The 19,084-nt window shown below is 62.1% G+C and carries 18 protein-coding genes; 5 read left to right on the top strand and 13 right to left on the bottom strand.

The window, feature by feature from the left end:
* Positions 1-60 precede the first annotated feature (60 nt).
* Positions 61-1,350, bottom strand: coding sequence for a serine--tRNA ligase (gene serS / locus GTP69_RS13625; protein WP_161055402.1), 1,290 nt, complete (start codon positions 1,348-1,350; stop codon positions 61-63).
* Between the two features lie 90 nt (positions 1,351-1,440).
* On the bottom strand, positions 1,441-1,647 hold the full coding sequence (locus tag GTP69_RS13620) for a hypothetical protein (RefSeq protein ID WP_161055401.1): 207 nt from the start codon (positions 1,645-1,647) through the stop codon (positions 1,441-1,443).
* A gap of 263 nt (positions 1,648-1,910) precedes the next feature.
* On the opposite strand from GTP69_RS13620, the gene GTP69_RS13615 reads away from it, so the two are divergent.
* Entirely contained in the window at positions 1,911-2,324 is a 414-nt protein-coding gene (locus GTP69_RS13615) for a hypothetical protein (protein WP_161055400.1), read from the top strand.
* Positions 2,325-2,340: 16 nt separating this feature from the next.
* Here GTP69_RS13615 and GTP69_RS13610 read toward each other — a convergent pair whose 3' ends face one another.
* From GTP69_RS13610 to GTP69_RS13585, 6 genes are all read right to left on the bottom strand, one after another.
* Positions 2,341-3,168 carry an alpha/beta fold hydrolase gene (locus tag GTP69_RS13610; RefSeq protein WP_161055399.1) on the bottom strand — a complete coding sequence of 276 codons (828 nt, stop codon included), beginning with the start codon at positions 3,166-3,168 and terminating at the stop codon, positions 2,341-2,343.
* A 69-nt stretch (positions 3,169-3,237) separates the two neighbouring features.
* Positions 3,238-3,666: an STY0301 family protein gene (locus GTP69_RS13605; protein WP_161055398.1), complete on the bottom strand. Its 429-nt coding sequence runs from the start codon at positions 3,664-3,666 to the stop codon at positions 3,238-3,240.
* Positions 3,667-3,669: 3 nt separating this feature from the next.
* Complete coding sequence (locus GTP69_RS13600) at positions 3,670-4,068, bottom strand: BPSL0067 family protein (protein ID WP_202424414.1); 399 nt, start codon at positions 4,066-4,068, stop codon at positions 3,670-3,672.
* 190 nt (positions 4,069-4,258) lie between these two features.
* Positions 4,259-5,563, bottom strand: a complete 1,305-nt coding sequence (locus GTP69_RS13595) for a replication-associated recombination protein A (RefSeq protein WP_161055396.1) — start codon at positions 5,561-5,563, stop codon at positions 4,259-4,261.
* A gap of 62 nt (positions 5,564-5,625) precedes the next feature.
* Positions 5,626-6,267, bottom strand: a complete 642-nt coding sequence (gene lolA, locus GTP69_RS13590; RefSeq protein ID WP_161055395.1) for an outer membrane lipoprotein chaperone LolA — start codon at positions 6,265-6,267, stop codon at positions 5,626-5,628.
* A gap of 14 nt (positions 6,268-6,281) precedes the next feature.
* Positions 6,282-8,693 (bottom strand): DNA translocase FtsK, encoded by a 2,412-nt coding sequence (locus tag GTP69_RS13585; protein ID WP_161055394.1) that lies wholly within the window; start codon positions 8,691-8,693, stop codon positions 6,282-6,284.
* Positions 8,694-8,907: 214 nt separating this feature from the next.
* Here GTP69_RS13585 and trxB point away from each other — a divergent pair, with 214 nt between their 5' ends.
* Both trxB and GTP69_RS13575 read left to right on the top strand, forming a co-directional pair.
* The gene (gene trxB, locus GTP69_RS13580) at positions 8,908-9,861 is read left to right on the top strand and encodes a thioredoxin-disulfide reductase (RefSeq protein WP_161055393.1); all 954 of its coding nucleotides are present in this window, start codon (positions 8,908-8,910) and stop codon (positions 9,859-9,861) included.
* A gap of 3 nt (positions 9,862-9,864) precedes the next feature.
* Positions 9,865-10,539, top strand: a complete 675-nt coding sequence (locus tag GTP69_RS13575; RefSeq protein ID WP_161055392.1) for a Smr/MutS family protein — start codon at positions 9,865-9,867, stop codon at positions 10,537-10,539.
* A 46-nt stretch (positions 10,540-10,585) separates the two neighbouring features.
* On the opposite strand, the gene GTP69_RS13570 is transcribed toward GTP69_RS13575, so the two are convergent.
* The 4 genes from GTP69_RS13570 to GTP69_RS13555 form a co-directional block, all read right to left on the bottom strand.
* The gene (locus GTP69_RS13570; RefSeq protein ID WP_161055391.1) at positions 10,586-11,776 is read right to left on the bottom strand and encodes an FAD-dependent monooxygenase; all 1,191 of its coding nucleotides are present in this window, start codon (positions 11,774-11,776) and stop codon (positions 10,586-10,588) included.
* Positions 11,773-12,264 carry a MarR family winged helix-turn-helix transcriptional regulator gene (locus GTP69_RS13565; protein ID WP_161055390.1) on the bottom strand — a complete coding sequence of 164 codons (492 nt, stop codon included), beginning with the start codon at positions 12,262-12,264 and terminating at the stop codon, positions 11,773-11,775. Before GTP69_RS13565 ends, GTP69_RS13570 begins: the two co-directional genes overlap by 4 nt.
* A gap of 7 nt (positions 12,265-12,271) precedes the next feature.
* Positions 12,272-13,636, bottom strand: coding sequence for an MFS transporter (locus GTP69_RS13560; protein WP_202424405.1), 1,365 nt, complete (start codon positions 13,634-13,636; stop codon positions 12,272-12,274).
* Between the two features lie 121 nt (positions 13,637-13,757).
* Positions 13,758-14,294, bottom strand: a complete 537-nt coding sequence (locus GTP69_RS13555) for an SRPBCC family protein (protein ID WP_161055388.1) — start codon at positions 14,292-14,294, stop codon at positions 13,758-13,760.
* Between the two features lie 75 nt (positions 14,295-14,369).
* Here GTP69_RS13555 and GTP69_RS13550 point away from each other — a divergent pair, with 75 nt between their 5' ends.
* Together GTP69_RS13550 and GTP69_RS13545 are read left to right on the top strand one after the other, a co-directional pair.
* Positions 14,370-15,272 carry a LysR family transcriptional regulator gene (locus tag GTP69_RS13550; RefSeq protein ID WP_161055387.1) on the top strand — a complete coding sequence of 301 codons (903 nt, stop codon included), beginning with the start codon at positions 14,370-14,372 and terminating at the stop codon, positions 15,270-15,272.
* Positions 15,273-15,343: 71 nt separating this feature from the next.
* Positions 15,344-15,979 carry a trimeric intracellular cation channel family protein gene (locus tag GTP69_RS13545; RefSeq protein WP_161055386.1) on the top strand — a complete coding sequence of 212 codons (636 nt, stop codon included), beginning with the start codon at positions 15,344-15,346 and terminating at the stop codon, positions 15,977-15,979.
* A gap of 6 nt (positions 15,980-15,985) precedes the next feature.
* Here the strand turns inward: GTP69_RS13545 and GTP69_RS13540 are convergent, their stop codons facing one another.
* Positions 15,986-19,024, bottom strand: a complete 3,039-nt coding sequence (locus GTP69_RS13540; RefSeq protein ID WP_161055385.1) for a TonB-dependent receptor — start codon at positions 19,022-19,024, stop codon at positions 15,986-15,988.
* Positions 19,025-19,084 lie beyond the last annotated feature (60 nt).

The raw sequence follows: 19,084 nt of genomic DNA, 5'->3' as shown, positions 1-19,084 counted from the left end.
ACCTGCTGCTGCGAGAAGGCAAGATTATAGCAGGTGGTTGAGAAAATGGAAGGACTAAATTTACGCTTTTAAATGCGTCAGTCCACCCATGTACGGACGCAGCACGGCAGGGATCTCCACCGAGCCGTCAGCCTGCTGATAATTCTCCAGCACGGCGACCAGCGTGCGGCCCACGGCCAGGCCGGAACCGTTCAGCGTGTGCAGCAATTCCGGCTTGCCCTGGGCGTTGCGGAAACGCGCCTGCATGCGGCGTGCCTGGAACGCTTCACAGTTCGACAGCGACGAAATCTCGCGGTAGGTATTCTGCGCCGGCAGCCACACTTCCAGATCGTAGGTCTTGGTGGCGCCGAAGCCCATGTCGCCGGTGCACAGCGACATCACGCGGTACGGCAGGCCCAGGCGTTGCAGAATGGTTTCGGCGTGGCCGACCATGTCTTCCAGCGCCGCGTACGAATGGTCCGGATGCACCACCTGCACCATCTCGACCTTGTCGAACTGGTGCTGGCGGATCATGCCGCGGGTGTCGCGGCCGTAGCTGCCCGCTTCCGAGCGGAAGCATGGGGTGTGGGCGGTCATCTTCAGCGGCAGCGCTTCAGCCGCCAGGATCTCGTCGCGCACGATATTGGTCAGCGACACTTCCGAGGTCGGGATCAGGTAGAAGGTCTCGCCCTCGCCTTCCGCGCCGCCTTTTTTCACCGAGAACAGGTCGGCTTCAAATTTCGGCAACTGGCCGGTGCCGCGCAGCGAATCGGCGTTGACCATGTACGGGGTGTAGCACTCGGTGTAGCCGTGCTCGTCGGTGTGGGTGTTCAGCATGAACTGCGCCAGCGCGCGGTGCAGACGGGCGATGCCGCCTTTCATCACCGAGAAGCGCGAGCCGGTCAGCTTGGTCGCGGTGTCGAAGTCCAGGCCCAGCGGCGCGCCGATGTCGACGTGGTCCTTGATCTCGAAATCGAAGCTGCGCGGCGTGCCTACCTTGCGCGCCTCCACGTTGCCGGCTTCATCCGTGCCGACCGGCACCGATTCGTGCGGCAGGTTCGGGATGGTTTGCAGGAAATCGCCCAGCTTGGCCTGCAGCTCGGACAGTTTTGCTTCATTGGCCTTCAGCTCGTCACCGAGGCCGGCGACTTCCGCCATCAGCGCCGAGGTGTCTTCGCCCTTGCCCTTCATCATGCCGATCAGCTTGGACTGCGAATTACGCTTGCCCTGCAGCTCTTCGGTGCGCAACTGGATCGCTTTGCGTTCCGCTTCGAGCGCGTTGAACGCGTCCACATCGAGCTGGAACTTGCGGGTCGCCAGGCGCGCGGCGACGGTAGCTATATCTTTACGGAGCAGTTGGATATCAATCATGGGAGCAAAGGCGTTTATAACGAAAACAACCATTGTACCAAGACGACGCCACTTGCTTGCGAGTTTTGCGCAGCCCGCCGGCTGCCGCCATTACAGCGCGGCTTTTTCGGCGGCGGTCAGGCGTTTGGCGGTGACAGTCACGGTTGGCATGGCGGCGGCTTTGTCGAGCACCACCACTTTGGCGACGGGGGCGACCACCACGGCATCGTATTCATCGGCGGCGGTGGCGAAGGTGGTGGCGCCGGCGATCACGGTAGCGGCGACGAAGATGATTTCCATGTTTTTAGCGATGTTCATGATGAGCTCCTTGAGTGGTGGGTCAGTAAGTGCTGCGGTATGGTTGTACTGTACCTAAAGGCGTTATGGCCTGCCACGGGGATGCGATGAAGCGCAAAAAACAGCGACTGAAATGCAGATTGACGGCGCCGGCAGTGCGCCGCCTGCACCTCGCGCGCCGCCGCCGAGCCGCTGTAGGATTTCTCCTACGCAACTAATCGTGCGCCACAAGATGGGTGAAATTTGTACTATGTATTCAACAGTACATTCAATGAGGAGAAGAAATGAAGACCAATATCCTGACTCTTGCAGCAGCCAGCGCCGTCCTGCTGATCGCCACCGGTTGCTCGACCATGGGCGGCGGCGGCAAGGACGAACCAGCGCCACCGGCCAATCCCAACTTCGCCGGCGAGATGAACAAGTTCAACGCCCAGTTCCCGAACGACAAGGCCACCAAGTACGAGGAAATCTCGCTGAACTATAACAATGCGCAGAAGCTCGACGAGCGCGGCAACTGCCACGACATTTCCAAGCATCCGGTGGTGATCATCCTGACGCTGGACGCATCGGGCAAAGTGACGCGCAGCACCACCGACGTCGAAGGCAAGAAAGCCGACTGCTTCCGCCAGGCCTACGCCTCGGCGCAGCTGCCGCCGCCACCGTTCGCGCCGTACCAGAAACCGATCCGCCTGCGTTAATCCCGGAGCCGCCTGCTCAGGCGGCGTCCTCTTCCTGATTTTCCGCGTCAACGGCTGGTTTTTCCAGCCAGCTGATGACGACGTCATTGAAACGTTCCGGCTGACGTATCATCGGCCAGTGATCGGTTTCCATCGCCACCACCTTGCAGCCTTCGCGCGCCGCCATGGTTTCCGTCCATTGCGGCGAATGGAACATGAACGGCTTGCGGGTGCCGTAGATGAACAGCATCGGCACTTTCGGCACGAACGGCACCAGCGAACTATATGAACCGGCCGCACCGGCGGTCAGGATGTAATACGGGTAGTCCATGCCGACGCTGATATGCTCGCGCGGCGACGGCGCACCCAGTACGCGCGCCATGGTGCGCGTCATGACCGTGCCGACCGGACCGCCGATGGCCCAGGCCAGCGCCAGCGTGCTCTGGTAGCCGCTGACCATCATCTTCTGGCCGACCGAACGCGAACGGATGGTGGCCTTGGACTGCGCATCGCCGATATCGACGCCGATAATCGCCGACACCAGTGTCTTGTTGCGCATGTAAAACTCATAGCCAAACACGCAGCCCCAGTCGTGCAGCATCAGGATGACTTTTTCCTTCTTGTTGACGCTGTTCACGATGTGCAGCAGCACCCGCATCATCGCGTCCAGCGAGTACGAACGGCGCGGCTTGGCGATATCGAAACCCGGCAGCGTGAAACGCACGCAGCGATACCGGTGGCGCAATTCGGCCACCTGCGCATCCCACACGCGATAGGTATCGGGCCAGCCGTGAATCATGACGATCGTCTCGGCACCCTCGCCTTCTATATAAATGTCGACGCCGTCGACCGCCATTTGCTGCATGCTATTCCTCTAATGCGCGGACTATTGAATGTTATATCTTAACAACATTTCCCGCGCTCCGCATAGCAACTAGTAGCATACGATATCGAACTCGTTTTCTCCTGCATGCACACCCTTTTGCCCGGTGACGACGCACGCTCGAACATTGTCAGGCAGGCGCATCCCCAAGGAAATTTCGCCCAATGCGCCATAATCGCAACGTAGCCACTTTCCCTCCGGATAAGTACCTTCGAGCGAATATTTTTGCGTCCACGACGTCTTGCTCCTCTTGCCATCCTCGCCCCGCAAAATACCAAGACGGGCAGGCGGGCCATCAGCGGCGGCGGCACCGTTAAGATAGAGTGGCGAGCCGACAAAGGCCGTCCAGCCAGACTGCGGCTGAACCCGTACCGCCGCAGCGGGAAGTTCCTGGGGGCACTGATAACGGACGGGGGCGGCAAAAACTTGTGCTGCCAATACGTTCCAACCGGCCGCCGTCGAAATTAGAAATTTCTTCATGCCTTATTCAATCACAAAAAATGCATCGGCATTGTCTGAAGGATTGATGAAATTGCCCCGCGCATCCCGGCCTTGGCGCCGAACGAAACGCTTGCCGATCTTCGGCTTGCCAGGCCATTGATCGAGAATATATATGCCGTCCGACACCTGCCCCATATAAAACGCAGAATGATTGCCGTGCGCCTTGCCGGGCCACCTACCATCAACAAAATTGGCAATCGCTGTCCCCTGCGGCAAAGCGCGATTTCCCACCACGCTGGCACCTTGCCTCCAGCCACCAGTCCAGCCGGCTTTCGTATATGCCTTGATTAGCGTGACGCACTCTGCATTTCCAACTTTGTCCCTGCCTTCGAGCGACCGCACTTCCTTTAAATGAACGGCATATTCAACCTCGCATGGCAGATGAAAGTCTCGATCATCTACTCGCTGAGGTTGGCCAGCTTTGACAGGACACAGTCATAGGGATTGATACAGCACAAGCCGGCGAGCCGAAATAGATAGTCATCCCAAGCAGGAGATTGGAGCTGCGGGTGAGAGCGCCGAGGCAAATGGGCGGCATGTTGAGCTGGGCCGAGCCCGATGCTATTTGGCCTCAGCTTTTGCCGGCGTCCTCATCGAGCTGGCGCAGGAACGCCAGCTTATCGGCGACCTTGGCTTCCAGCCCGCGCGGCACCGGCTGATACCAGCCGGGCTCGCGCATATCGTCGGGGAAGTAGGTTTCGCCGGCGGCATACGCGTGCGGCTCGTCGTGGGCGTAGCGGTAGTCGTGGCCGTAGCCCAGCTCCTTCATCAGCTTGGTCGGGGCGTTGCGCAAGTGCACCGGCACTTCGCGCGACTTGTCCTTGCGCACAAACGCCATGGCTTCGTTGAAGGCGTTGTAGCCGGCGTTGCTCTTGGCGGCGATGGCCAGGTAGATCACCGCCTGCCCCAGCGCCAGTTCGCCTTCCGGCGAGCCGAGCCGCTCGAAGGTGGTGGCGGCGTCGTTGGCGATCTGCATCGCGCGCGGATCGGCCAGGCCGATGTCTTCCCACGCCATGCGGACGATGCGGCGCGACAGGTAGCGCGCATCGGCGCCGCCATCCAGCATGCGGCACAGCCAGTACAGCGCGGCGTCCGGATTCGAGCCGCGCACCGATTTGTGCAGGGCCGAAATCTGGTCGTAGAAATTGTCGCCGCTCTTGTCGAAGCGGCGCGCGTTCAAGGTCAGCGCGTTCTGGATGAACTCGGCGGTGATCTTGTTGGTCTTGGCGGCGTTGGCGGCGGTGCCGGTCACTTCCAGCAGATTCAGCAGGCGGCGGCCGTCGCCGTCGGCATAGCCGATCAGCGTGTCGATCGCGGCGTTCTCGAATTCCAGCTGGGTCAGCACCTTGTCGCGGGCGCGGTCGACCATCTGCCGCAGTTCGGCTTCGTCAAACGACTTCAGCACGTAGACCTGCGCGCGCGACAGCAAGGCCGAATTGACCTCGAACGAAGGATTTTCCGTGGTCGCGCCGATCAGCGTCACCAGTCCGGACTCGGCATACGGCAGCAAGGCATCCTGCTGCGATTTGTTGAAGCGGTGGATCTCGTCGACAAACAGGATGGTGTGCTTGCCCATGTCCAGATTGTGCTGCGCCTGCTCCATCGCGGCGCGGATATCCTTGACGCCCGAAAACACCGCCGACAAGGCGATGAATTCGCAGTCGTAGGCCTTGGCGGTCAGGCGCGCCAGCGTGGTCTTGCCGGTGCCCGGCGGGCCCCACAAAATCATCGAATGCGGCTGGCCCGAGTCGAACGCCAGGCGCAACGGCTTGCCCGGCCCCAGCAGGTGGCGCTGGCCGATGACCTCATCGAGCGTCTTGGGCCGCAGGGCTTCGGCCAGCGGCTGCCGTGGTTCGGTGGAAAATAAATCTGCCATGGTCTTAAATGGAAAAACGCCGCAGCGTCGCAGCTGCGGCGTTGGAATGCGATCGCTGAGGCTTAATTATTAAAGACGTCGGCGCCCTTCGGCATGACGAATTTAAAACTGGTGGCACTCAGCGCAGGATTTTTTTCGATCTTGCTGAACTTCAGCACCGAGGTCTGGCCGAAGGAATCCTTCAGCTCCATCGCCGCCGGCAAGCCGTCCTTGAGGCCGATGGTGATTTGCTCGAAACTGGTGTCCTTGGCTTTCGGCACGGCTTTCAGCCATTCCAGGCCGTCGCGGGTGCCGCCTTCCGACAGCGTGAAGTTCTTTTCCAGGTCATTGCTGCCGAACAGGATCGCGGCCGGCGACGAGCCCAGCGCATCGCCCAGCTTCTTGGTGGTGACCTGGTTCAGGTCTTTGTCGTAGATGAACATCTGGTCGCCGTCGGCCTGCAACACCTGTTCGTACGGCTTCGAGTAAGTCCAGATGAACTTGCCGGGACGGGCAAACACAAACGTGCCGCTGGAGTTCTTGTTGGCCTTCGGCGTGTCGCCGTTGGTGCCCTTCACCTGGGTCTGGACGAATTCGCCCTTGGCCGCCTTGGTCGACGAGACGAAGGACTTGAACTGTTCCAGCGCGCTGGCGTTGACCACACTGGCCGCGCCAGCCAGCAACAGGCCGGCGGTCAGCACGGCCATCGATTTAAAACGCTTCATACGGTTTATCCTTTTTATTCTGCACTGGCAACCGGCACCAGAATCTCGCGGTTGCCGTTCGATTGCATCGGTGAGACGACGCCACTATTTTCCATTTGTTCCAGCAAGCGTGCCGCGCGGTTGTAACCGATGCGCAAATGACGCTGCACCAGCGAGATCGACGCACGGCGGTTCTTCAACACCACCTGCACCGCCTGATCGTACATCGGATCGGCCTCGCCGCCGCCTTCGCCAGGCGCCGCGCCATCCGCGCCGCCGCCCTCGCCTTCCAGCGTGCCGCCTTCGAGGATGCCGTCAACGTAGTCCGGCTCGCCGGTGGTCTTCAGGTGCTTGACCACCCGGTGCACCTCGTCATCCGACACAAACGCACCGTGCACCCGCACCGGCAAACCGGTGCCGGGCGGCATGTACAGCATGTCGCCCATACCCAGCAGCGCTTCCGCACCCATCTGGTCGAGAATGGTGCGCGAGTCGATCTTGGACGACACCTGGAACGCGATACGGGTCGGAATATTCGCCTTGATCAGCCCGGTAATCACGTCTACAGATGGGCGCTGCGTCGCCAGAATCAAGTGCAGGCCGGCCGCGCGTGCCTTCTGCGCGATACGGGCGATCAGCTCTTCCACCTTCTTGCCGACCACCATCATCAGGTCGGCCAGCTCGTCGATGATGATGACGATGGTCGGCAGTTTTTCCAGCGGTTCCGGCGAATCCGGCGTCAGGCTGAACGGATTCGGAATGTGTTCTTCGCGCTTCTTGGCCTCGGCGATCTTGGCGTTGTAGCCGGCCAGGTTACGCACGCCCAGCTTGGACATCAGCTTGTAGCGGCGCTCCATCTCGTTGACCGCCCAGTTCAGCGCGTGACCGGCCTGCCGCATGTCGGTCACCACCGGCGCCAACAGGTGCGGAATGCCTTCGTACACCGACATCTCCAGCATCTTCGGATCGATCAGGATCATGCGCACGTCGCGTGGATCGGACTTGTACAGCAGCGACAGGATGGTGGCGTTAATCCCCACCGATTTACCGGAACCGGTGGTACCCGCGACCAGCAAGTGCGGCATCTTGGCCAGGTCAGCCACCACCGGCTTGCCGGCGATATCCTTGCCCAGCGCCACGGTCAACGGCGACGGGTTGTCGTGGTAGACCTTGGAACCGACGATCTCGCTCAGGCGCACGATCTGGCGTTTCGGATTCGGCAGCTCGAGCGCCATGTAATTTTTGCCGGGAATGGTCTCGACCACGCGGATCGAGGTCAGCGACAGCGAACGGGCCAAATCGCGCGCCAGGTTGACGATCTGGCTGCCCTTGACGCCGGTCGCCGGCTCGATTTCGTAACGCGTCACCACCGGCCCCGGATAGGCCGCCACCACCTTGGCGTCCACGCCGAAGTCGGACAGCTTCTTCTCGATCAGGCGGCTGGTGAATTCCAGCGTTTCGATGGAAATGGTTTCTTGCGTCTCGGCCGCTTCATCCAGCAAAGACAAGGCCGGCAAGGCGCCATCGCCGGTCGCCTGCGGCAGATCCTTGAACAGGCTGGCCTGGCGTTCCTTCTCGACCCGCTCGGACTTGACCACCGTGACCACTTGCGGCTCCACCTTGATCGACGGCTCGGCCACCGGATGCTTCTCGACGTGCTTGGCGCGCTCATGCACCACCACTTCTTCGCGCTTGACGGCCGCCACTTCGCCCTGGCGGCGGTCTTCGCGGTACTGGTAGCGCTGGATGAACCAGTCGATGGCGTTCTCGACGGCGCCGCCGATACGCTCGGCTACCGCCAGCCACGACACATGGAAGAACAGGCTGAAGCCCAGTCCGAACAGCAGCAACAGCAGCAAGGTGGCGCCGGTGAAGCCGAACGCCACGTGGGCCGAATGCCCGATCAGTTCGCCCAGCACGCCGCCCGAGGTGCGCGGCAGTTGCGCGTGGCTGGTCAGGGTGCGCAGGCGCAGGAACTCCAGCCCGACGCTGCCGATGAACAGCAGCGCGAAGCCGATCCAGCGGATCAGGCCTTCCTGCGCATGTTCCGGCTCCGGTTCGGTCGACAGCACATATTTATGAGTCAGCCGGCGATAGCCCTTCCACACCAGCCGCAGCATGCAGAATGCCCACCACCAGGCGGAAATGCCGAAGATATACAACAGCAGGTCGGACAGCCAGGCGCCGGCGCGGCCGCCCACATTGGCGACTTTCGGCACCAGCGTCTCATGCGACCAGCCGGGATCGGTCTTGCTGTAGGTGGCCAGGATCAGAACGAAATACAGGCCCAGCACGGCCAGCGCCAGCCAGCGCGCCTCCGACAGCAGCCGCACCAGCCGGTTCGGCAGGGGCTGGCGTTCGGTAGGCGTGCGGGTGTAGCCGGACGATGAGGAAGCGGCGGCTGCGGCGGTGCGCGGCGTGCGTTCCTGAACTTTTTTACTGCTCATAGGTATTAAGGTGTTGCAACGTTGGCGGTCAGGAAATATTCCTATAGCGGTATTCTAAGGCATAAGGGCAACAACCGCCCCCACGATTCATCCTGATTCCCTGCTTGCACTATAATCTTGTATTGCTTGCGCAATTGCAATAGCGGCATGCCCTTGCCGCCCTTGTTCGCGCCCCCACATTCGGATTAATCCAACATAATTTAAGAAGCCTGCCATGACCACTCCTAAACACGCGCGCGTATTGATCCTCGGCTCCGGCCCTGCCGGCTACAGCGCAGCCATTTACGCAGCCCGCGCCAACCTGAATCCGATGCTGGTGACCGGCGTTGAGCAAGGCGGCCAGCTGATGACCACCACCGACGTGGAAAACTGGCCAGCCGACCCGATGGGCGTGACCGGTCCGGACCTGATGCAGCGTTTCCTGCAGCACGCCGAGCGCTTCAACACGCAAATCGTGTTTGACCACATCCATACCGTGAAGTTGCAGGAAAAGCCGATTCGCCTGATCGGCGACAGCCATGAGTACACCTGCGACTCGCTGATCATCGCCACCGGCGCCTCGGCCCAGTACCTGGGCCTGCCGTCTGAGCAGGAATTCATGGGCAAAGGCGTGTCGGCCTGCGCCACCTGCGACGGTTTCTTCTACCGCAACCAGGACGTGGCGGTGATCGGCGGCGGCAACACCGCCGTCGAGGAAGCGCTGTACCTGTCGAACATCGCCAAGAAAGTCGTGCTGGTGCACCGCCGCGACAAGTTCCGCGCCGAAGCCATCCTGATCGACCGCCTGAACGCCAAGGTCGCCGAAGGCAAGGTCGAGATCAAGTACAACCACACGCTGCAGGAAGTGCTGGGCAATGAAGGCGGCGTCACCGGCGTCAAGCTGCAATCGACCGAGACCGGCGCCGTCACCGACGTCACCGTGCACGGCCTGTTCGTGGCGATCGGCCACAAGCCGAACACCGGCATCTTCGAAGGCCAGCTGGACATGCACAACGGCTACATCAAGACCAAGACCGGCACTGAAGGCATGGCGACCGCCACCAGCGTACCGGGCGTGTTTGCCGCCGGCGACGTGCAGGACCACATCTACCGCCAGGCGATCACCAGCGCCGGCACCGGTTGCATGGCCGCACTGGATGCCCAGCGTTACCTGGAAGGCCAGGAGTAATCCGTGGGCCTGAAAGACTTCGCCGACCTCAAATCCTTGAGCAAACAGCTCAAGGAGCAGGCCGAAACGCGCGCCGTCAAGGAGGCGGAGCGCGTCCAGCAGCAGAAGAAACAGGTGGTGGAAGCCAACCTGTTCCAGACCGCGCTGGGCGGCGTCAAGCGCATGCCGGTGTCGGACCGCTACGTGCCGCCGTCGGTGCCCAAGGGTGTCGGCGCGGCGGCCACGACAGTGCCAGCCCGCAAGCTGACGCAGGCGGAGGACGATGCGGCGGTGTTGAAGGAATCGCTGTCGGACCTGTTTGAAGTCGACCATTATCTGGAAGACGATCCGGCGTTGAATTATTCGGCGCCGGGCGTGGGTCCGGATGTGATGAAGAAGCTGCGCAAGGGCCACTGGCCGGTGCAGGATGAGCTGGACCTGCACGGCATGAACCGCGACCAGGCGCGCGATGCGCTGGGCGCCTTCCTCAGCAAGGCCGGACTGCGCAACCAGCGTTGCGTGTGCGTGATCCATGGACGCGGCTTCGGCTCGCGCGGCCAGGAGCCGGTGTTGAAGTCGATGGTGCACAGCTGGCTGGTGCAAAAAGGCGTGGTGGCGTTCTGCCAGGCACGCAACCATGAAGGCGGCGAAGGCGCGTTGATCGTGCTGCTGCGCGCCGCCCTCCAGCCTCAGCGCTGATAACGCTCCAGCCAGTGCGTATGGCGCTGGCTGGCGCATCGATCACTCATATCCCGTAGTCTGGCAGCGCAATCGCATTGGATTTAGGCGCCAGAAACTTCGCCAGCAGCGGCTTGAAAATGGGCGCGCCTGCCATGCGCAACACGGCGTGGCCCAGTGCGATGCCGGCGCGCGAATGCGGCGAAGCCAGACGTGGCGCAAACTTCGGCACGTCCTGTGCCTGATCCACATACGGCCGCATGATCTCTTCATAGGCGGCAAACGCTGCGGTGTGACTGGCATGGCGCCCCAGCTCTCCGGCCAGGATGTAAGCGCCGCACAGACCCAGGCTAGTCCCCATGCCGCTGATCGGCGAGGCGCAATATGCAGCGTCACCGACCAGCGCAATGCGTCCCTTCGACCAGCGATCCATTTTGACCTGGGAAATCTGATCCAGATAAAGGTCTGGCGTGTCCTCCAGCGCGGCCAGGATGCGCGGCGTCTCCCAACCTAGCCCTTTGAATTTCTCCCGGAGCAGCTGCTTTTGTTCGGCAGGCGGCAACTTCTCATAGCCACGTGGCGGCTCCTGGAACGACAGCAGCGCGCGGGTCGTGCCCAGGTTGTCCGGACGCAGGCAGACACACAAGCCGCCCGGCGCATTGAACCATCGCATCTGGCGGCCGTCGCTAGGCTGGCGCGGAATGGTGAAATACGCGGTGTACACATCCAGCGACCGCCGCTTGACCTCGTCACCGAACACCATCTTGCGCGTATGCGAGCCTACGCCTTCCGCAGCAATCACGAGATCGAAGAGCGCCTCGCCGCCCTGGGCAAAACGCACCTGCACGCCATCGGCCTGCTCCGCCAACGATGCGATGCTGTCGCCGAAGCGGTAGTCGACCGCTTTCCGGCTATGCTCGATCAGCAGTTTGGCCAGTTCGCCCCGCAAAATTTCAAGCTCGGCAATCGGGCCATTGCCATCGTAGGCACCCACCCCGAGTTCGGCCTTGGTTCGATTGTGTTCGTCAACAAACCTGATGCCGTCTTCATGGGTTGTTTTGGCCCGGATGGCGCTCACCAGGCCCATACGTTGCGCGACAATTTCACCAGCGCCGCGCACGTCGATGGTCTGGCCGCCGTCGCGGAATTCGGCGGCACGTTCGACCACCGTGACGTCCATGCCCTGGCGCGCCAGCCAGAACGCCAGCGTTGGGCCGGCGACACTCGCGCCCGTGATCAGAATTTTTCGTTGTTTCATGGTTTCTCTTTCTTGTCCAGGACCGTGCCGCGATAGACATCGATGACTTGCCCCAGAAATTGCTGGATCGTCGCGCGCTCGCCTGCCGACAAAGCGCCCAGCACGGCATCCAGCTGATTCAGCATGGGCGCGATATGCGTGTAAGTCTGGGCCACCGACGCCTGCACCGGACGCACCAGCACGCGGCGCTTGTCGTTCTGTTGCCGTTCGCGCACCACATGCCCGGCTCGCTCAAGGCGGTCGATGACCAGCGTCACGCCGGCGGTCGTCACGGACAGCCGCGACGCCAGCTCGTTCGGCGAAAGCGGACCATCCGAGATGAGTTGCTCCATCAATGCCAGATCGGTCTGGTTAATGCCCATGGCCGCGCCCAATTGCTCGGCCACTTCGCGCGTCAGCCCGGCAATTTCCTGTAACTGGCGGCCGATGGGATCGCCTGCAATGTGCAGGCCGCGCGGATCTTCCGCCGGAAAGGTAGGTGTTTGCATTACGTCGTTATCCATGTTGTGCCTCAAGAGCAGCGTTCGCATTAATCGGGAAAAATAAGGTAATGCCAATAAAGGCGAGCAGTACGATGGTTTGTACCGTCAAGGCCGCGCTTAAGGCCGAAGCCGGTTCAACGGCCGGGCGCGCCAGGAAAAACGTGCTGCTGAACACCGCCACGCCCACCGAGGCAGCAATGGATTGCACGGCAGAGAGAACGCCGGAGCCCGAACCGATCTGTTTTTCGTCCAGCGCGGCAAGAATGATGCTGAACAGCGCCGCAATCACCAGACCGGCGCCGATACCGCACATCAGCATCCCTGGCGCGACCTGCCACGCAGAAAATGCGCTGGTGGTACCAAGCTCGAATTTCAGCAGCGCCACCCCGGCTAGTTGTACCGCCGCGCCAAGCTGCAACACCTTGCGGCCGAAACGCGCCGCCAGAATTGCGCCGCTGAGCGTGGCGCCACAAGCGGTCCCGACGGCAAAGGGCAGACTGGCGATACTTGCCTCTCCCGGCGTGAATCCGTGGCCGATTTGCAGAAAGAGCGTCAAGACCAGCTGCATGCCGACCAGCGAGCAAAAAAATAGCGCAATGCCGATCAACCCCGCGGTGTAAGCGGAATGCTGAAAGATCGACGGCATCACCAGCGGCGTCCGCCCTGCTTTCACCACCGACGACTGGCGCGCAACAAACAGACCGACACCAACCGCCGCCGAGCCGAGACAAGCCCATCCCCAGCGTGACCAGCCCTCGCCGCCAAGTGGCAGCACGATCAGCACCGACGAGACCGCCAGGATCATCGTGCCGATGAGGTCGATTTTGATCGAGAGGTCGCCGGCACGATGCGGCAGGTATTTCCAGGCAATTGAGAAGCAGGCCATGCCAATCGGCACATTCATCAGGAACACCGACCGCCAGCCGAGGCCGAACACGTCAGCCTCGACCAGCACGCCTCCCAGCACTGGGCCAAGGATGCCGGCCAGGCCCAGAATGGGACCAAAGATGCCAAACACTTTCGCCAGGTCCGGACCGCAATAGTTTTCGCGCAGCAGCCCCAGGCCTTGTGGCAATAACATCGCGCCGGCCACGCCCTGCACCATGCGAAACGCAATCAGGAGCGCAATCGTCGGCGCCAAGGCGCACAAAAGCGAAGCGATACTGAAGGCGGCAAGCCCGTATAAAAACATCGGCCGCCTGCCGTACCGGTCGCCCAGCCGTCCCCCCAGCACCAGGCCAGCGCCCAAGGTCAGCGCGTAGCCGCCAATTCCCCACTGCATCTGGGTCGGCGTGGCGCCAAGCGACTCGATCAAAGCCGGGCCGCCGACGTTGACGATGGTCGACGCCGCCAAGTCCATGATCTCGGCGACGATCATGACCGCCAGAATGGGCCAGCGTGGTGGAAAATTCGCTTTCATCAAATTTAGATAGCTAAGCTAGTTAGTAATTAAGTTTTCGATCTTAAGCGTTCGTCCTTTTGATGTCAAGAGCAAATGCTTACGGTGACGGAGTATGCGATTGCGCCGCCACGACGCGCCGGGCAGCGCCAGCCAGGCCGTCGATCCATTCCTGGTGCGCGTTCAGCATCGGATTCGGTTTGGCGATGGCCAAGTCGCAGGCCGGCTGGCCGTTTTGCGTTTCCTGCGTCAGGATGCGCACGCGGCCGCCCGGCAGGTCTTCAAACAGCCAGGCGTGATGCACATCCAGACGCGTCGCGGCATCGCCCTCCACCCAGCCGTGCCACGCCACGCGAGCCGCCTGACCGGGTGTCGGCGGCACGTACTCCACTACTTCCGCCTCGACCGCGAAGCCAAAGGTGGTGAAGCGGAAGCGCGCGCCTGCGCTCAGCGTCGGGCCGCTGCGGTCGTGGAAGCGGATCTCGGACGCGTTGCTGTAATAGCCCGGCCAGGCATCCGTATTGTCCAGCTGCGCCCAGACGTCGGCGGCGCTGAGGCCGGCCACGGTGATTTCATTCGATACATAGTTGTCGGTGGTGCCGGGCAGATACGCCTCCGGCCAGATAATGTCGCTCATAAAGACTCCTTGAAAAGCCAAATAATGCGGCTGAGCGTAAAATAAATCCAATCGATCTTTTTTATTCCAAACATCATGCCAGCTGATATCAGAACCTTCGACTTCAACCTGCTCAAGGCGCTCGACGCCTTGCTCGACGAGCGCAGCGTCACCGGCGCCGCCGAGCGGCTATCGCTGACACAACCGGCGGTCAGCGGCATCCTGACCCGCCTGCGCGAACACTTCGACGATCCGTTGTTCGTGCGCGCCCAGCGCGGCATGGTGCCGACGACCCGTGCGCTGGCCCTGGCCGGTCCGGTCAAACAGCTGCTGGCCGAAGTCGAAGGCATGCTGCGTCCACAAGGCTTCAACCCGGCCACCGCCGAACTCACGCTGACCATCGCCGCCACCGACTACGCGCTGCGCGCCGTGATGGTGCCCTTCCTGTCGGCGCTGCGCAAACAGGCGCCCGGTATCCGCGTAGCGGTGCAGCCGGTACACAGCAGCCTGCCCACGCAGCTGGAGCGTGGCGACGTCGATCTGGCGCTGATTACGCCGGAGACCTCCACGCCCGAGCTGCACACCCGCTTCCTGTTCGACGAACGCTACGTCTGCGTGCTGCGCGCCGACCACCCGCATGCGCAAGGCCCGCTGACGCTGGACCAGTTCTGCGCGCTCGATCACGCGCTGGTGTCGTACAGCGGCAACCCGTTTGCCGGCGCCACCGACACGGCGCTGGCCGCGATGGGCCGCGCGCGCCGCGTCACCTTGTCGGTGACCAGCTTCCTGGTGCTGCTGGATTTTCTGCGCGTGAGCGACCTGATCGCCGTGGTACCGCACAAGCTGGCGGTGCTGACCGACGGCCTGGCGCTGCTGGAACCGCCGCTGGAGATCGCCGGCTTCCGCAAGATCGCCGCCTGGCACCAGCGCACCGAGCGCGATCCGGCGCGCAGCTGGGTGCGTGAACTGTTGTTTGAAACGTGCCGGGCGTTGATATGATGCAACAGCCCTACCGCGCTTGAGGCGGCCATGTTAGCCTACGTGCATTGCAACCTTGTCCATACGCCTACATGAAGCACGTCCCGGTTCACGTCTCGCTGATCACCATCATTGAAATCATGGCGATCCTGGTTGGCGCGCTATCAGGATTTGTGGAGGCGCGCCGCAAGCGCATGGACATCGTCGGCGTGTTCACCGTGGCCTTCATCGCCGCGTTCGGCGGCGGGACGCTGCGCGACATCCTGCTCGACAAGCGGCCGCTGTTCTGGGTCATGCACCAGGAATACGTGATCCTGATCTTCGTGCTGACCTTGGTGGCGACGCCGCTGATGCGCACCGTCAAGCAAATCATTTCCGAACGAGTGATTGTGGTGGCCGACGCGGTCGGTCTCGGCCTGTTTGCCGTGGCCGGCGTGGCGCAGGCGCAAGCGGCCCATATGCCGATCTTCATCGCCTCGATGATGGGCGTGATCACTGGTATCTTCGGCGGCGTGCTGCGCGACATCGTCTGCAACGAAGTGCCGATGGTGCTGCGTGACGGTAAGCCTTACGCCATCTGTGCCTTCTTCGGCACCTGGCTCTACATCGGCCTGCAATACGCCGACGTGGTGTCCGATGATGCGGCGCTGTGGGCCAGCGCCGCCTTCATCGCGATTCTGCGGCTGGTGACCTGGAAGTTCGACCTGCACCTCCGAAGCCACCATTAATCCCGCTTAGAACGAGTACTGCGCCAGCAAGGTGTAACGCGGGCCGCTCATGAACACCTGGCGGGTGAAGTCACCCGAGTGCTGCTCCATGATCTGGCGCGTGTACGCATTGCCCAGGTTGGTGCCTTCCAGACCAACGCGGAACTTGTCCGTGAAGTCATAGAAGATCGACGCATCCACCTGACCATACGCCGCCTGGTACAACGGCAGACCGAAGGCCTGGTCGTTGTTGGTGGTCGGGATCAGGAACGAGCTGGCGGTCGGGTTCGTGTTCAGGCCGTTGTTGCCACGGCTGCCCCACTGGTTCACACCCAGCAGGTAACGCGAACGCCAGTTGTAAGCCACCCGCAGCGACAGGCCGTGCTGCTCGTACATCAGCGCCAGGTTGACCGTGTGACGGGACAGGCCCGGCAGCGGCGTCTTGCCGAATGCGCGCGCGTCGGTATCGCAACCGTTGATGCTCAGGTTGAAGTTGGACGACGCATCGTTACCCGAGCACCATGCTTCGTACACCGGATCTTTCAGCGTGCGCTCGCTCTGCACGTAGGTCCAGCTGGCCTGGGTGCCGATGCCGCGCAGCCAATCCGGCACGAAATCGTAGTACTGCTGGTGGGCGATTTCGAAACCGCGGGCAAAGCCCTTGGCGCCGTTGACCGGACCGGTGACCACGAAGGTTTGCGGCTTGCCGGTCACATCGTTCGCCGTGTACGCATAGTTCTTGGTGACGATGATGTCCTTCAGGTCCTTGTTGAACGCCGAGAACGTCAGCGAACCGGCCTTGGCGAAGTACCACTCGGCGGTCAGGTCGACGTTGGTCGAGGTGATCGGCTTCAGCATCGGATTGCCGTCGCTGGTGCCGGTCAGGCTGGTGCCGTTGAACGCCACGCCGGTGGTGTTGCCGGCGGCGTCGCGGGTAACCGTCTGCAGGTGCGAGGCGCTCAGCGTGGTCTGCACCTGAAGCTGGTTGAAGTCAGGCCGCGACATCGCCTTCGCCGCTGCAAAGCGGAATTGCAGCTGGTCGCTGGCCTTCATGCGCAGGTTCAGGCTCGGCAGCCAGTTGCCATACGAATTGGTGAACGACTGCGATTGCGCAAACGCCGGGATATTGATCAGCTTGTCCAGGCCGGTGACGTTGACGCCGGTGCCGACCGATGGTGTGGACGGCGGCGTGTAGGCAACATAACCGCTGCCGGCGCCCTGGGTGCGCACGTAGCGGATGCCGAGGTTACCGTCGATCGGGAACTTCAGGTCATCCCAGCCGAAGCGCAGCTGCGTGTAGGCGGCGCGGGTCTTCTCGGTCTGCGTGTTGGTGGCGGCCGGGTCGTTGAACGTGGCCGGTTTCCATGGATCGCAGGTCGAGCCTTTTTCCGCGCACAGCACATCGTGGTAAGCGTGGATCTTGCTCCATTGGTCAGGGAAGCCGCGCACCGTGGCCGAATCGGCGAACAGCATCGGTGGCAGGTTGTATTTGCCGCCGAAGAAGTTGTCGATCGTCTGCAGCGAAGCGCCGCCGGCAAAGCGCGGGTCGCTCAGGCGTGCCACGCCGTTGATCTGCCAGCCCTCCATCCACGGGAAGGTAATCGCCTGCCAGTTGTAGAATTTCTGCGCCTTGTTGTTGTCGCCTTCGCGGTTGGCCATGCGCACGCCGAAGCGGATGTCGCGCAGTACCGGATCGTCGAACGAGTACTTGACGTCGGATTTCCAGGCTTTCTGGGTGGCCGTGGCGCGGTCCAGCGCTTCCTGGGTGTAGGCCCAGTAGTAGTTCTTCGGATCGGCCATGTAGGCCGCCGAGCCGAGGCCGATCTGCGGCACCTTGCCGGTCATGTCCATGGTCTGGTTCGGCAGGATGAAGCCGGTCGAGACGTCGGCGTCGAAGCCCTCGGTGGTTGAGCGCACGTGCTGGAAGTCATTGGTCCAGGTCAGCGCCGGCGACACGCGCCACTGCACGTTCAGCGAGATGTCGCGGGTGGTCGATTCGCGCGTGTTGATACGCTGCGAACTGTTGAACGGCGAACCGCCATATGTCGGGTTCGAGATGGTGCCGCTCTGGAAGGCGCCGTTTTTATCGAACACCGAGTTGGAACTGGCCACCTGCTGGTACCACTTGTCCTCGGACGACGCCACGACGTGCTCGTCCAGGTCTTCCTTGTAGCGGGTCTTGAAGTAGGTCAGGCCGGCGGTCAGGTCCTTGTTCGGCCGCCACTGGAAGGCGGCATAGTCGCCACGGCGGGTGCGGTCGAATTCCTGCGAGCGATAGCCGACGCCCAGCGGTATCCATTGCGTCTTGGTGCGGTCGTACAGCGCCGGATCGGTCGAGTTCACGTGCGGGAAATACGGATCGACGCCGACGCCGTCAGAACGGCTCGGGCTCTTGGCATGGGCGAAGTCGATCAGGGCGCCGATCTCGCCGATGTCGGTGTTCCAGCGGTTCGACAGCAGCACGGTGGCGGTCGGCGATGGTTTGCCCTTGCGCAGCGTGGAATACGATTCCGACACACCCGCCGTGCCCTTGAAGCCTTTGAAGTCGAACGGCATGGCGGTGCGCAGATTGACCAGGCCGGCGACAGCGCCTTCCACCTGTTCGGCCGACGGATTCTTGTAGACATCCACGCCGGCCATCAGTTCCGGCGCCACGTCGGAGAAACCGAGCGAGCGGCCGCCACCGGCCGAGAACGCGTCGCGGCCGTTGATTTCCGAACGCACGTAGGTCAGGCCGCGCACGGAGACGCCGGAACCTTCGACCGATTGGCGATTCGGGTCGCCCGCCATATTGCGGTCGATGGTCACGCCGGCGATACGTTGCAGCACCTCGGTGACCGAACGGTCCGGCAGCTTGCCGATGTCTTCGGCGACGATCGAGTCGACGACCTCGTCAGAATCCTGTTTGAGTTTTTGGGCGGATTGCAGGGCGGCGCGCTGGCCGCTCACCACCACTACCGGACCGGTGACGGCCGGCTCTGCCGTTTGGGCCCACACCGGACTGGCGTGCAGCACAACAACCTGTGCGACTGCGGCGGCGATCGCAGTTTTCTGTAATTTTCTCAATTTGTCTCCCCTTTATAGGTGGTTTTTATGTGTCAGAAGTCGTAATGCAAGTGCTCGATG

It is taken from the genome of Duganella levis, assembly GCF_009857605.1.
GTDB classification, from domain to species: Bacteria; Pseudomonadota; Gammaproteobacteria; order Burkholderiales; family Burkholderiaceae_D; genus Rugamonas; species Rugamonas levis.
This window is presented reverse-complemented; position numbering and strand designations above follow the sequence as displayed.

What these genes read in the sequence shown, in the direction of transcription:
- GTP69_RS13565 (WP_161055390.1), bottom strand. Translation starts at nt 12,264, where the DNA reads ATGCAAACACCTACCTTTCCGGCGGAAGATCCGCGCGGCCTGCACATT.
- GTP69_RS13605 (WP_161055398.1), bottom strand. Translation starts at nt 3,666, where the DNA reads ATGAAGAAATTTCTAATTTCGACGGCGGCCGGTTGGAACGTATTGGCA.
- GTP69_RS13595 (WP_161055396.1), bottom strand. Translation starts at nt 5,563, where the DNA reads ATGGCAGATTTATTTTCCACCGAACCACGGCAGCCGCTGGCCGAAGCC.
- GTP69_RS13585 (WP_161055394.1), bottom strand. Translation starts at nt 8,693, where the DNA reads ATGAGCAGTAAAAAAGTTCAGGAACGCACGCCGCGCACCGCCGCAGCC.
- GTP69_RS13555 (WP_161055388.1), bottom strand. Translation starts at nt 14,294, where the DNA reads ATGAGCGACATTATCTGGCCGGAGGCGTATCTGCCCGGCACCACCGAC.
- GTP69_RS13545 (WP_161055386.1), top strand. Translation starts at nt 15,344, where the DNA reads ATGAAGCACGTCCCGGTTCACGTCTCGCTGATCACCATCATTGAAATC.
- GTP69_RS13615 (WP_161055400.1), top strand. Translation starts at nt 1,911, where the DNA reads ATGAAGACCAATATCCTGACTCTTGCAGCAGCCAGCGCCGTCCTGCTG.
- GTP69_RS13610 (WP_161055399.1), bottom strand. Translation starts at nt 3,168, where the DNA reads ATGCAGCAAATGGCGGTCGACGGCGTCGACATTTATATAGAAGGCGAG.
- trxB (WP_161055393.1), top strand. Translation starts at nt 8,908, where the DNA reads ATGACCACTCCTAAACACGCGCGCGTATTGATCCTCGGCTCCGGCCCT.
- GTP69_RS13560 (WP_202424405.1), bottom strand. Translation starts at nt 13,636, where the DNA reads ATGATCGTCGCCGAGATCATGGACTTGGCGGCGTCGACCATCGTCAAC.
- lolA (WP_161055395.1), bottom strand. Translation starts at nt 6,267, where the DNA reads ATGAAGCGTTTTAAATCGATGGCCGTGCTGACCGCCGGCCTGTTGCTG.
- GTP69_RS13570 (WP_161055391.1), bottom strand. Translation starts at nt 11,776, where the DNA reads ATGAAACAACGAAAAATTCTGATCACGGGCGCGAGTGTCGCCGGCCCA.
- GTP69_RS13620 (WP_161055401.1), bottom strand. Translation starts at nt 1,647, where the DNA reads ATGAACATCGCTAAAAACATGGAAATCATCTTCGTCGCCGCTACCGTG.
- GTP69_RS13550 (WP_161055387.1), top strand. Translation starts at nt 14,370, where the DNA reads ATGCCAGCTGATATCAGAACCTTCGACTTCAACCTGCTCAAGGCGCTC.
- serS (WP_161055402.1), bottom strand. Translation starts at nt 1,350, where the DNA reads ATGATTGATATCCAACTGCTCCGTAAAGATATAGCTACCGTCGCCGCG.